At 70.6% G+C, this 9,895-nt stretch carries 18 protein-coding genes and 1 pseudogene; 18 read left to right on the plus strand and 1 reads right to left on the minus strand.

Going from position 1 to position 9,895, the window contains the following annotated elements; all coding sequences use genetic code 11:
- The first annotated feature begins 26 nt into the window (after positions 1-26).
- The 12 genes from AB0F17_RS64875 (at position 27) to AB0F17_RS64930 (ending at position 6,225) form a co-directional block, all read left to right on the plus strand.
- Positions 27-173 carry a hypothetical protein gene (locus AB0F17_RS64875; RefSeq protein WP_358047164.1) on the plus strand — a complete coding sequence of 49 codons (147 nt, stop codon included), beginning with the start codon at positions 27-29 and terminating at the stop codon, positions 171-173.
- 55 nt (positions 174-228) lie between these two features.
- Positions 229-915, plus strand: coding sequence for an RNase adapter RapZ (locus tag AB0F17_RS64880; protein ID WP_358047167.1), 687 nt, complete (start codon positions 229-231; stop codon positions 913-915).
- A 42-nt stretch (positions 916-957) separates the two neighbouring features.
- A complete protein-coding gene (locus AB0F17_RS64885; protein ID WP_358047170.1) occupies positions 958-1,392 on the plus strand; it encodes a hypothetical protein in 435 nt (144 codons plus the stop codon).
- Positions 1,393-1,497: 105 nt separating this feature from the next.
- Positions 1,498-1,683, plus strand: coding sequence for a hypothetical protein (locus AB0F17_RS64890; RefSeq protein WP_358047173.1), 186 nt, complete (start codon positions 1,498-1,500; stop codon positions 1,681-1,683).
- Positions 1,680-2,282 carry a hypothetical protein gene (locus AB0F17_RS64895; protein WP_358047176.1) on the plus strand — a complete coding sequence of 201 codons (603 nt, stop codon included), beginning with the start codon at positions 1,680-1,682 and terminating at the stop codon, positions 2,280-2,282. The genes AB0F17_RS64890 and AB0F17_RS64895 overlap by 4 nt, the downstream gene beginning before the upstream one ends.
- Positions 2,279-2,773: a Pycsar system effector family protein gene (locus AB0F17_RS64900; RefSeq protein ID WP_358047179.1), complete on the plus strand. Its 495-nt coding sequence runs from the start codon at positions 2,279-2,281 to the stop codon at positions 2,771-2,773. The genes AB0F17_RS64895 and AB0F17_RS64900 overlap by 4 nt, the downstream gene beginning before the upstream one ends.
- A 34-nt stretch (positions 2,774-2,807) precedes the next feature.
- Entirely contained in the window at positions 2,808-3,215 is a 408-nt protein-coding gene (locus AB0F17_RS64905) for an RRQRL motif-containing zinc-binding protein (RefSeq protein ID WP_358047182.1), read from the plus strand.
- Positions 3,215-3,571 (plus strand): hypothetical protein, encoded by a 357-nt coding sequence (locus tag AB0F17_RS64910; RefSeq protein WP_358047184.1) that lies wholly within the window; start codon positions 3,215-3,217, stop codon positions 3,569-3,571. The genes AB0F17_RS64905 and AB0F17_RS64910 overlap by 1 nt, the downstream gene beginning before the upstream one ends.
- Positions 3,572-3,892: a hypothetical protein gene (locus tag AB0F17_RS64915; RefSeq protein WP_358047187.1), complete on the plus strand. Its 321-nt coding sequence runs from the start codon at positions 3,572-3,574 to the stop codon at positions 3,890-3,892.
- A gap of 136 nt (positions 3,893-4,028) precedes the next feature.
- Positions 4,029-4,205: a hypothetical protein gene (locus AB0F17_RS64920; protein ID WP_358047190.1), complete on the plus strand. Its 177-nt coding sequence runs from the start codon at positions 4,029-4,031 to the stop codon at positions 4,203-4,205.
- 383 nt (positions 4,206-4,588) lie between these two features.
- Complete coding sequence (locus AB0F17_RS64925; protein ID WP_358047193.1) at positions 4,589-5,242, plus strand: hypothetical protein; 654 nt, start codon at positions 4,589-4,591, stop codon at positions 5,240-5,242.
- 236 nt (positions 5,243-5,478) lie between these two features.
- Positions 5,479-6,225, plus strand: a complete 747-nt coding sequence (locus AB0F17_RS64930) for a hypothetical protein (protein WP_358047196.1) — start codon at positions 5,479-5,481, stop codon at positions 6,223-6,225.
- A gap of 42 nt (positions 6,226-6,267) precedes the next feature.
- Here the strand turns inward: AB0F17_RS64930 and AB0F17_RS64935 are convergent, their stop codons facing one another.
- Positions 6,268-6,534 carry a DUF1883 domain-containing protein gene (locus AB0F17_RS64935; RefSeq protein WP_358047199.1) on the minus strand — a complete coding sequence of 89 codons (267 nt, stop codon included), beginning with the start codon at positions 6,532-6,534 and terminating at the stop codon, positions 6,268-6,270.
- A gap of 73 nt (positions 6,535-6,607) precedes the next feature.
- Between AB0F17_RS64935 and AB0F17_RS64940 the strand changes: the two genes are divergently transcribed.
- From AB0F17_RS64940 to AB0F17_RS64965, 6 genes and pseudogenes are all read left to right on the plus strand, one after another.
- Entirely contained in the window at positions 6,608-7,831 is a 1,224-nt protein-coding gene (locus AB0F17_RS64940) for a helix-turn-helix transcriptional regulator (protein ID WP_358047202.1), read from the plus strand.
- A gap of 61 nt (positions 7,832-7,892) precedes the next feature.
- A complete protein-coding gene (locus AB0F17_RS64945; protein ID WP_358047205.1) occupies positions 7,893-8,159 on the plus strand; it encodes a hypothetical protein in 267 nt (88 codons plus the stop codon).
- The gene (locus tag AB0F17_RS64950) at positions 8,156-8,491 is read left to right on the plus strand and encodes a hypothetical protein (RefSeq protein ID WP_358047208.1); all 336 of its coding nucleotides are present in this window, start codon (positions 8,156-8,158) and stop codon (positions 8,489-8,491) included. The genes AB0F17_RS64945 and AB0F17_RS64950 overlap by 4 nt, the downstream gene beginning before the upstream one ends.
- Before the next feature lie 216 nt (positions 8,492-8,707).
- Positions 8,708-9,382: a hypothetical protein gene (locus tag AB0F17_RS64955; RefSeq protein WP_358047211.1), complete on the plus strand. Its 675-nt coding sequence runs from the start codon at positions 8,708-8,710 to the stop codon at positions 9,380-9,382.
- Positions 9,379-9,657: a hypothetical protein gene (locus AB0F17_RS64960; protein ID WP_358047214.1), complete on the plus strand. Its 279-nt coding sequence runs from the start codon at positions 9,379-9,381 to the stop codon at positions 9,655-9,657. The genes AB0F17_RS64955 and AB0F17_RS64960 overlap by 4 nt, the downstream gene beginning before the upstream one ends.
- A pseudogene (locus tag AB0F17_RS64965) lies at positions 9,654-9,895 on the plus strand (hypothetical protein); the annotation flags it as partial. The gene AB0F17_RS64960 and the pseudogene AB0F17_RS64965, both read left to right, overlap by 4 nt.

The raw sequence follows: 9,895 nt of genomic DNA on the forward strand, positions 1-9,895 counted from the left end.
TCCTTCGATCCGAACGGAGATCAACCATGTGCGTCAAGTGCGAACGGCATGACCTCGCGATCAAGTACCTCGCCGAGACCAAGACCGACACGCTGGGGCTCACCATCGACGACGCCGTCGAGCTCGGTCAGGAACTCCAAGAGCGTGGCTATCACCCGCCGATCGGAGCCTGACGATGGACGCCCCCATCTACAGACCCGCAATCACCTCACCGAAGGAGAAGCCTTGATGAAGCTGAAACTGCCGTCCCTGCCGCCGCTACCCACGTGCAGTCACGCCGACGCCCTGCTCGACACCGCCGACCACCTCGAAGATCGCGCCGACTTCTACCACCGCGAGGGCCGGCATGTGGCCCTTGTCTTCGACGTCGCCACCCTGGCCGCCCTCTTGTACGGCGCCCTGCGACTGATGGTCATGGCCGCCAGAGGCTGCCACAACTGCCCGCCCTACGCCGCCGAGTTCCTGCAGATCGTCGAGCACGAGGACAACGGCAGCGCCGCCCTGGCTGGCGCCGACGACCCGATGCCCAAGCAGACCACTGCCGCAGAGATCACCTCGTTCGGGTACGGCCACGCCGCCCCGCCGGCGGCGGACATCGTCGTCGACGCCCGCCGCCGCTTCCGCAACCCCCACGCCGACCCCCGGATGCGCGAGCTGACCGGCCTGGAGGAGATCGTCCGCTCCCAGGTCCTGGCCACCCCGGGCGTGGCAGCCGTCATCCGCCGCACCGCCCAGCTCGCCGCCGAGCTCACCACCACCACCACCACCGGGCCGGTGACCGTCGCGGTCGGATGCGTCGGCGGCCGCCACCGATCGGTAGCCATGGCCGCCGCGATCGCCACCGAGCTCACCGACGCGGGCCTGCCCGTCGCCCTGGTCCACCGCGACGTCGACCGACCCGTCATCCAGCGCTGACTGTCTCATCCACGATCCACCCGACAAGAAAGGCAAATCCCCATGACCACCACGACCATCCAGCGCCCCGGCGCCCTTCATGAGGCCCGGCGCTTCCTGGCCGCGACCGCCGAGCGCGTCCGCCAGGAGGACGACCTGCTGAGCTACCCGGTCGACCGCGCCGTCATCAACGCCGTGCTCGGCACGAGCGGCGCGCTGCTGGGCGACCGACGCGGCGGCGAGCGCCTGGCGGCCGCCAGTGAGCAGCTGCGCCACCACGTCCAGCACGGCCAGGCCCACCACCAGGACGCGGCCGTCGCCCACACCCTGCTGGCCATCCTGTACACGCTGCACCCCGACCCGGACCTGCTGGGGCACCGTCACCTGAAGGACGCCAGGGACCTGATCGAGGCCGACGACGCCCTGACCGGCGGCGACGCGCTCGTGCTGTGCGCGCTGACCGGCCTGGCCTACGCCCTGCTGGCCACCCGGGACTGAACAGCCAAACGGGCGCGCATCACCGTGGTCTTTCCGCCAAGACCGGCCACGGCGGGCGCGCCCGCACACCCCACCAATCTCCAGATCAGAGAGGCAGATCCCATCATGACCGTGCTCGAACGAGAGCGCACACTCGGCGCCCCGCCCCTCGACAAGCAGCGCCTGGCCGTGGTCCTGGCCGAAGCCGACCACCTGGTGGGCCTGGTCGATGAGGGCCTGGCCGCGATGCACGAGGGCCTGGCCCAGATGGACGCCATCATCGGCCGGACGCCGAAAGGGCTGGGCCGATGAACGGCCAGACCTCGACCACCGCCCTCGCCTCGACCGCCGCCCAGGCATCCGGCCTGGAAGAGCGGGCCGTCACGGTGCTGCTGAGCGAGTACGACGCCCTCAAGGCCGAACAACGGTCGCGCATCGGGTTCCGGGACCAGTTGCTGTACGCCGTGCTCACCGCGGCGGCGGCGATCGCCGCCGTCACCGCCACAGCCAATCGGTTGGAACTGCTGCTGGTGCTGCCGCTGACCGGGATCGTGCTCGGCTGGACGCACCTGCACAACGATCACATGATCACCCTGATCGGCCGGTACGTACGCGACCGGCTGGGGCCGCGCCTGCACGCGCTGGTCGACGACGGCACCGACATCCCGATGTTCGAGTGGGAGAGCGAGGGCCGCGGCGACCGGCGTTGGTTCTCGCGCAAGGTGCTGCAGCTCGGCGTGAACCTGACCACCTTCTGCGTGCCGCCGCTGGTCGCGCTGGTCGTGGTGTGGGCCGCCGGCCCGCACACCCCTGCCGTGCTGGCCGTCTCGCTCGCCGAGCTGGCGGCGGTAGCGGTGCTGGCCGTGCAGATCGTCCTGTACGCCGACGTGGCCAGGCAGGTGCGGGCATGACGACCTCCACCTTCCCCGGCGCGCCCGCCGTGCTGCAGCGCGAGAGCGACGCGGTGCGCGTCGAGCTGGCCCGCGTCGACGTCAAAGCCACCGCGCTGATCGGGTGGGCCGGGACCATGGTCGCGATCCTGGCGGCCGCCGTCAGCGTCGGCCACCTGCCGCTGCCCTCCACCGTGGCCGTCGTGATCGGCGGCACGCTGCTGCTGGCGGCCGCGGTCACCCTGCTGTGGGGCGTCATCCGGCCCGCCCTGCCCGCGCCCGGCGCCATGGGCTACGGCTTCGCTCGCCACGCTGTCGCGGGCAGCACCGACGGCCTGATCGACGCGCTGCGCGGCAATGACCACGGCACCACCCAGCGCCTGGCCGACGAACTGCTGCAGCTGTCGGTCCTGGCCCAGGCCAAGTACCGCCGGTTGCGCCACGCGGTGGACCTGCTGCTGGCCGCGCTCGTGGTCCTGGTGGCCGCGCTGCCGCTGGGAGCGCTGTCATGAGCGGCCCGGCAGCCGCGGTCACCGAGGGCAGACGGTGAGCCGGGCGCGGGCGCCGATGCCGTTCTGGGACCCTGACGGGTCCCGGTTCGGCGGCGTGCCCACCTACCCGTGGCGGATGGCCCCCGACAACCTGGCCACCAAGCGTCAGTTGGCGGCCGATGGGTTGCGGCCGGGCGGGCAGCAGGTGTGCGCGCAGATCATGTGGCGCACCCGGCGCACCAGCGGCGCCCGGGGCGTGCCGCGCGGCATCGCGGTCGCCTACCTGTACGACCGGGAGCTGGCCAAGCCCAAGCGCGAACCCAGCGAGGCCCAGCTGGAGGCGATCGGCAAGGCGCTGCGCGCCCGCCGCATCTGCCCCGACTGCAGCATCGAACAGCCCTACTGCCTGCCCCGACGCTACGGCGCCTGCCAGGACTGCCACGGCTGGGAGGTGAGCGCCTGATGCCCATCCGGCCCGAGAACAAGATCCGCTACCCGGCCAACTGGCCCGAGATCAGCAACCGCATCCGGTTCGAGCGCGCCGGCGGGTCCTGCGAGTGCGCCGGTGAGTGCGGCCGCCACCACGGCCAGCCCTGCCCCGCCGTTCACGGCGAACCGCACCCGGTCACCGGCTCGCGGGTGGCGCTCACCACCGCCCACCTGGACCACACCCCGGAAAACTGCGCCGACGCCAACCTCAAGGCCATGTGCCAAAGGTGCCATCTGTCCTATGACCTGGCCATTCACATCGCCAACGCCGCCCGTACCCGCTTCGCCCGGCTGACCGCCGGCATGGACCCGCTGTTCGAGGTGACCTGAATGACCACCACCATCGCCGAGCCGGACACCAGTACTCCCGCAGCCGACGCCGAGAGCGTCACCGAGGCGGAGGCGATCGGCGCGCTGCTGGGGCGCCTTCCCGAGGCCGACGCCGCCGAGCTGGTCGCGCTGGCCCGCACCTGCCCGGAGTTCGGCGTGCAAGCCCTGCTGCCTCGCGTGCAGAGCGTCCTGGACGAGCTGCGCCACCGCCTGATCGAGGTCATCGCCCAGGCCCACCACGAGGCCGCGCTGGCTGAGGAGTGGATCGCCTCCCTGGAGGCCCTCGCCGAGGCCGAACTACACACCGAGAGCGCCGCGTGACGGTGCCGACGTTGCGGGTCCCGCCTGGCCGTGTGCCGGGCGGGTGCCCGGGGCGTCCGCCCCGACACGACAAAGCCCCAGGCGTTCATCCGACCAAGAACGCACGCCCGGGGCCCCCATAGCAGGGAAGCCCACCATGTCACAGAAGCCCGACCCGTCCTACCGGCAGGCCCAGAGCCGTCTCGTTCACGAGGCTGCCAAGGCGTACCAGACCCCGGGCTGGGGCCAGGAGGACGACCACTCTCGGACTGCGTACGACCGGGACCTACGCCGGTCGATGCCGGTCAACGGAAAAGGCCGGCGGACGAAGTAAAGCCGGTGTCGACGTTGCAGGTCCTCGCCTGGCCGACGCCGGGCGAGGACCCTGGCAGGATGGCTCATTTACTTCGTAAAGATCACGGCATCACAGAACTGGAAAGCGAACCGACAGGAACAACCAGCAACGATAAGTGGATCTTGAAGAGTCGAAGCAGCAAGATAGGAGTTAAGTGGCCCCTTATCGAAAGACGATCAAGACCCAAGATCAACTCACAGTGCTAAGGTATCGTCACCGATACTCGGGCAACCCCGGCCATAGCGCCGGGGTTTTTTCATGTCCGCGATGCCGTACGCCCTGCTCACGAGCACCCTCTGCACGCCTGCCTTATCGGCGGAGCAAGATAGTGCGTTGGGTTCCCCAAACGCAGGGAGGCGCACGTGACCGACGCCGAGCAACCGCCACCGGCACGCAGCCGGCGGACCCGTCAGCGCGGCCAGGGACAGCGCGTCAAGCGGGTCAACCTGCGCCTGTCCGACGCCGAGCACGGCGAGCTGGACAAGGCCGCCACCCGGTACCGGCAGACGCTGGCCGGGTACGTGAGCGCCGCCGCGCTGGCGGCCGCGCGCGACGAACTGCCCGCCGATGCCCGCGGAGCGTGCGTCGAGTTGTTCGGCATGCAAGCCGACCTGGCGCGCCTGCGGACCGCGCACGGCATCGACTCCGGCGAGCTGGCCGACACCCTCTTCGCCATGCGCGAGGCGATGGAGGAGGCCGCGGCGGAGTTCATCAACGTGGCGCGCCGGGCCCGCGGGCAGCGCGCGCTCCGCTCAACCCTGCGACCTCAACCCGCCCCCGCACCACAACCCCAGGCCCCGCAACAGCAGCAGGAGGCCGCCGCCCCGCGCCTGCCCTCGACGGCGGAGGAGTGGCGCAAGCAGCTCGCCGAGCTCGCCCGCGCGCTGGAAGCCGGCGGGCAGCTCGCCGATCGGCACTGGGAGTTCGGCAGGCTGTACGGGGCGGTGCTGGACGTCGTCGTCGCGCTCGGCAACGCCTACCCCGGCGGTATCGACCGGCTGAAGCCACGCCACTGAGCGCCGCACCTCGACCGCCAGGCGCACGCGCGGGACGCTGACAAAAGCTGCTGAAAAGCTGACTCCCGGCCGCTGACGAACCGCCCACGATCACGGGGATGGACCAAGGTATCTGCGAAACAGGGGCGACGGCCACGAGGCTCAAACGCCGTTGGATGGCGGCTCAATTAGAGGACCGCTGACAGTCGAGGAACCTGTGCCGAATGCGTTCGTGATGGGTGGGGATGACCGGTTGTATGGAGCGGCACCCGCAGGAGGAGCCGGATCGGGCAGGCTCCGCGCTGGACGTCGATCAGGCCCGTGCGCTGACCGCGCAGATCCGCGGAGCCATCGCCGCCGTGCGGCAGGCCGGGGCTGTGCTGGCTGAGCGGGTCCGCCGGGCCCACGAGGGCCAGATCTGGCGCCCCCTGGGCTACGCCTCGTGGGCGGAGTATGCCGCCGCCGAATTCGGTCTAAGCCGGGCCCAGGCGTACCGGCTGATCGACATCGCCGCCACCGCTGGGAAGCTGCTGGAGGTGGCTACCGCCATGGGCGGCCTGTCTCCCGCGGGAGACACTCTGGGCCTGTCCGGGCGAGCGTTGCGCGATGTCCGCGACCGGGTGGACCAGGTCGCGGCCGTGCTGGCCCGCCTCATCGACCAGGCCCGCGCTGCCGGCGAGCTGACGGGGGACGACGTCGCCGAACTGCTCCGCCGGGCCGTGGCCGAGGTGCGTGCCGTGCCTCCTGCCCCGCCACCGCTGCCACCGGCCGCGCCGGGTGAGCCCTCCCACGTTCGTGAGGGGCGCAGGTTGATCGAGGAACTGTATGCGGGTGCCGCCGAGATCGGGCTGATGTGCTTGGAGATCGCCCCCGGCTACCTGTCGGACGCCGCCGTACCGCTGGCGATGTTCGCCGAGGAGATCGGTCTGAACCTGGACGGCGTCCTGGCGCACCGGCGCTTCGCGCTCACTGGCGACCGCCGCTGTCTCCAAGGCGTCCTATAACGGCGCGCACCCCGATAAACGCCGCGTCCCGTCGGTGTCCGGTCAGTCGTCGAAGAGCTGGTCGACGGAGACCCCCTTGACCCGGTCGTAGCTGTCGACGATCAGGTACCAATAGTCGTCGTAGGGCACCTGCAGGGTGATGGGGCTGTAGTCGTAGAAGCCGCCGTGGTACTGGTAGGCCTCCTCATCGAGGTACGCCTGGTATTCCTCGCTGTCCATGAGGCAGACCCGGGCGGTCGAGCCACGCCAGTCCACCTCGAAGCAGGCGCCGGCCCCGGTTTCTCCGAGATCCCAGTACAGATGCTGCACACATCGTTTGTAGCTGGTCACGCACCGGCCGGGAAGTCCGGCCCGTAGCCTGAAAGCGCGGAGGAGGCCCTTGATGCAGCAGTACACCGAGTCCACGACCATCGGCGCCCGGCTGAGGATCCTGCGTAAATGGCGCAAGATGACCTTGGCTCAAGTCGCCGGCCTGGCAGGGATGAGCGTCAGTCACCTGTCCAACATCGAGCGTGGGCTGTCGGCGTTGGACCGGCGGTCCTACATCGCCGGGCTCGCCGGCGCGCTGCGCGTCTCGGAAAGCGACTTGGTCGGTGGCCCTCACCTGTCGGCGGACCCGCTGCAGTCCGAGCCGCACAGCCATGTCTCGGCGCTGCGGCAGGCTCTCACCTCGGCCGAGCTCGGCGAGTCGGCGGTGGAGCGGGCGCGGCCCGTGGCCGAGCTGGCCGAGCTGCTGGCCGGCCCCGTGGAACACGCCTGGCGCTCGAACGACTACGTCACCGAGGGCCAGTTGCTGCCCGACCTCATCGATGAGTTGCACTACCACGTGGCGGCGCCGGCCGACGAGGCCGCGCTGCAGCTGGCGCTGAACACTCTGGTGGAGGCGTCCGTGCACGCCTCTGGGCTGGCTCGCATTCTGGGGTACGCCGACCTCGGCCACGTCGGCGCCGCCAAGGCCGTGGATGCCGCCAACCGCCTGGGCGATCCCGTCGCCCGAGGCCGAGCCATGTACATGTTCGCGCGCTCGGACGGTCGGGACTGGACCCGGGCGGCTCGCAAGGCGGAGGCCGAAGTTGCGCGCCTCCAGCCTGACGCCACCAGCTCCGAGGCGTTGCAGGTCTTGGGGATGCTCATGCTCAACGCGGCGATGGCTCAGGCCGCCAACCTGAGGTTGGACGCTGCACGCGCCTGGCTGGACGAGGCCGCGGAGGTGGCCCGGCACGTCCCTGACGACATCGACCGCAACTGGGAGTCCTTCGGCTCGACGAATGTGAAGATCTGGCGGATCAAGGTCGGCGTCGAGATGGGCGAGGGTGGTCGCCAGGTCCTGGATCTGGCCAAGACGATCGATCGCAGCCGTCTGGGCACGTACCCGGCCAGGAAAGCGAACTTCCTCACCGAGGTCGGCCGGGGCCTGGCCCGGGAGAAGAAGACCCGCGATGGCGCGGTCACGTGGCTGCTCAACGCTGAGCGGGTCGGCCCCCAGCGCTTCCGCAACCTGTCGCGCGTTCGGGAGACCGTGGCCGTCCTGATGGAGCAGGCCAAGGCGGACGCCGGCGGGCGGGAACTGCGCGGCATGGCCGCCCGTCTGGGCATCCCCTACTGACTCCCCCGGATTTCACTCCAGTGAAAACCGCCGTGCCGGACAGGTCTAGCGTCCCCTGATCATGGAGACCGTCATTGACTCCAGGCTCGACGCCCTCAGGGCCGAGCTGGAACGCTTCGGGTGGATCGCCCAGCACCACGGGCGTGGTGGTGGGGTCCCCCGGCCGTTTCTCCACGTGCTCAACCCGCTGGACCGAGGCTTGAACGACTCGGTCGAGTGCCGGGCCGAGCGCTTCTGCTGGCTGTGGGGCACGGAGATCGGGCCGGTCGACGACGTGCCCGGCACGGCCGCGCGCATCATGTACGCGATGCGGCTGGTGGGCTCATGACCACACCGCTCGGCGACGCCCAACCTGACGAGATCCTCGCGACGGCCACACAGACGTTGCGGGCCTTCGTCGAGCGGGTGAGCGCCCAGGATCACCGCGCGTTCCTTCACCGCGCGGCACTGTGCGCCACCTTCCCCCGCTGGGACGTCCACCACAGCGGCGATGACGGGTGGACCGCCGAGCTCCGGCGTGTGCTGACCGACTCCATGCGCAACGCCGGGATCACCGCGACCCTGCGGGCGCCGACCCCGGATGCGCTGGCGCGCGAACTGGCCCACCATGACCACCTCCTCGACGTCCACCTGCCTGCCGCCTGGCCGGCGGACGTCTAACGATCCAGCAGCCCACCCCACAGGTCGCGCTGGATCCACGGGCCCTGCCTTCTCTCCGGGGGGCAGGGCCCCATGTCCGTCTTCCCCAAGCCTTCCGGCCACGCGCCGCCCGCTGACGGACGCCTCGCTACTGACTTCCGAGAATGGATATTCCCGGAAGCTGATCAAGGTTAGAGTGGACCGCAGAACATCCCCCAGCCCGAAGGAGGGCCTCCCTTGGCCAGGTACGCGCACGAGCGCTACGACATCCCCGACGACACCCACGTCCCCGCGGACGCCGGCCGCGAGGAGAGCCCCGCGGTCACGTTCCCGTTCGACAACGCCGCCGAGTACGCCGCCGCGCGCAGCCTCGCCGCCGCGCGCCAGCAGATCGCCCACGAGGCCACGCACCTGGACACGTGGGAGGAGCTGACGGACAAGGACCAGGAGATGGCGGCGGTGGACGCGCTGCACTACCTCCGCGCCGGGCGCCGCATCGGCATCTTCGTGGAGCGGCGGAGCATCGACGAGTACGTCGGCGCGTACGCCCGGCAGATCACCGACGCGCTTGACGCCGAGGACATCGTCGCCGATCAGCACGAGTGGCTCAGTTCGGAGGCGGACGACGGCCCCGGCATGTACTGGATGTTCGACCCGCAGACCCCGCCCGTCGACGACTCGTGGACCGAGGGCGTCACGATCGTCTGGGACTGGCGCCAGGGGTGGATCGACAACACCGGCGCGCCGCTGCCGCTGACCAGCCTCGCCGCCGTGGTGGACGTCGTGGCGGCGATCAAGGCGCACATCGCCGCCCGGCCCAAGGTGACGAGCACGGACGGCCCGCAGTGGCACAACGCCGCCCCGCTGGAGGGCCTGCTCGCCGAACTCGCGAAGGAGATCGACGCGTCATGACCGACAGCGCCGAGTCGCGCACGTACGCGACCGAGGACATCGAGAGGTTCGTGACCGCGCTCGCGGCCGTGGCTACGCCGCTGTCCCCCCTCGGTGCTTCCGAAAGGGAGCTATATGACCGCCTGGCGACGATCAGGGTGGTTGCCGAGGATCTGCTTCAGCAGATCCTCAGTGACGACCTTCCCGGCACTGGCATCAACTGGGTGCAGTACTACACCGGAACCCTGGAGCGCATGGGCGCGGACAGCGCCCAGCACTACAGCGAGGGCCAGTGACCGAGCTTGCCCGCCTCGACGACGGCCAGGAGCACGCGCTCCCGGCCGTCGCCGGCGCGCGCCCGGCCGACCGCAACCCCTACCTCGTGTACGTCGGCGGGCTCGACAGCGCCGAGTCGCGCCGCACGATGGCCGGCTGCCTCGCCGAGGTCGCACGGATGCTCGGGGCTGACGACCCCGCCGCCGTGCCCTGGGAAGCGCTGCGGTTCGCCCACGTCGCCCGGCTGCGCGCGCTCAT

This window comes from Nonomuraea sp. NPDC026600, assembly GCF_040638335.1.
Classification (GTDB): Bacteria; Actinomycetota; Actinomycetes; order Streptosporangiales; family Streptosporangiaceae; genus Nonomuraea.

What these genes read in the sequence shown, in the direction of transcription:
- AB0F17_RS64875 (WP_358047164.1), top strand. Translation starts at nt 27, where the DNA reads ATGTGCGTCAAGTGCGAACGGCATGACCTCGCGATCAAGTACCTCGCC.
- AB0F17_RS64880 (WP_358047167.1), top strand. Translation starts at nt 229, where the DNA reads ATGAAGCTGAAACTGCCGTCCCTGCCGCCGCTACCCACGTGCAGTCAC.
- AB0F17_RS64885 (WP_358047170.1), top strand. Translation starts at nt 958, where the DNA reads ATGACCACCACGACCATCCAGCGCCCCGGCGCCCTTCATGAGGCCCGG.
- AB0F17_RS64890 (WP_358047173.1), top strand. Translation starts at nt 1,498, where the DNA reads ATGACCGTGCTCGAACGAGAGCGCACACTCGGCGCCCCGCCCCTCGAC.
- AB0F17_RS64895 (WP_358047176.1), top strand. Translation starts at nt 1,680, where the DNA reads ATGAACGGCCAGACCTCGACCACCGCCCTCGCCTCGACCGCCGCCCAG.
- AB0F17_RS64900 (WP_358047179.1), top strand. Translation starts at nt 2,279, where the DNA reads ATGACGACCTCCACCTTCCCCGGCGCGCCCGCCGTGCTGCAGCGCGAG.
- AB0F17_RS64910 (WP_358047184.1), top strand. Translation starts at nt 3,215, where the DNA reads ATGCCCATCCGGCCCGAGAACAAGATCCGCTACCCGGCCAACTGGCCC.
- AB0F17_RS64915 (WP_358047187.1), top strand. Translation starts at nt 3,572, where the DNA reads ATGACCACCACCATCGCCGAGCCGGACACCAGTACTCCCGCAGCCGAC.
- AB0F17_RS64920 (WP_358047190.1), top strand. Translation starts at nt 4,029, where the DNA reads ATGTCACAGAAGCCCGACCCGTCCTACCGGCAGGCCCAGAGCCGTCTC.
- AB0F17_RS64930 (WP_358047196.1), top strand. Translation starts at nt 5,479, where the DNA reads ATGGAGCGGCACCCGCAGGAGGAGCCGGATCGGGCAGGCTCCGCGCTG.
- AB0F17_RS64940 (WP_358047202.1), top strand. Translation starts at nt 6,608, where the DNA reads ATGCAGCAGTACACCGAGTCCACGACCATCGGCGCCCGGCTGAGGATC.
- AB0F17_RS64945 (WP_358047205.1), top strand. Translation starts at nt 7,893, where the DNA reads ATGGAGACCGTCATTGACTCCAGGCTCGACGCCCTCAGGGCCGAGCTG.
- AB0F17_RS64950 (WP_358047208.1), top strand. Translation starts at nt 8,156, where the DNA reads ATGACCACACCGCTCGGCGACGCCCAACCTGACGAGATCCTCGCGACG.
- AB0F17_RS64960 (WP_358047214.1), top strand. Translation starts at nt 9,379, where the DNA reads ATGACCGACAGCGCCGAGTCGCGCACGTACGCGACCGAGGACATCGAG.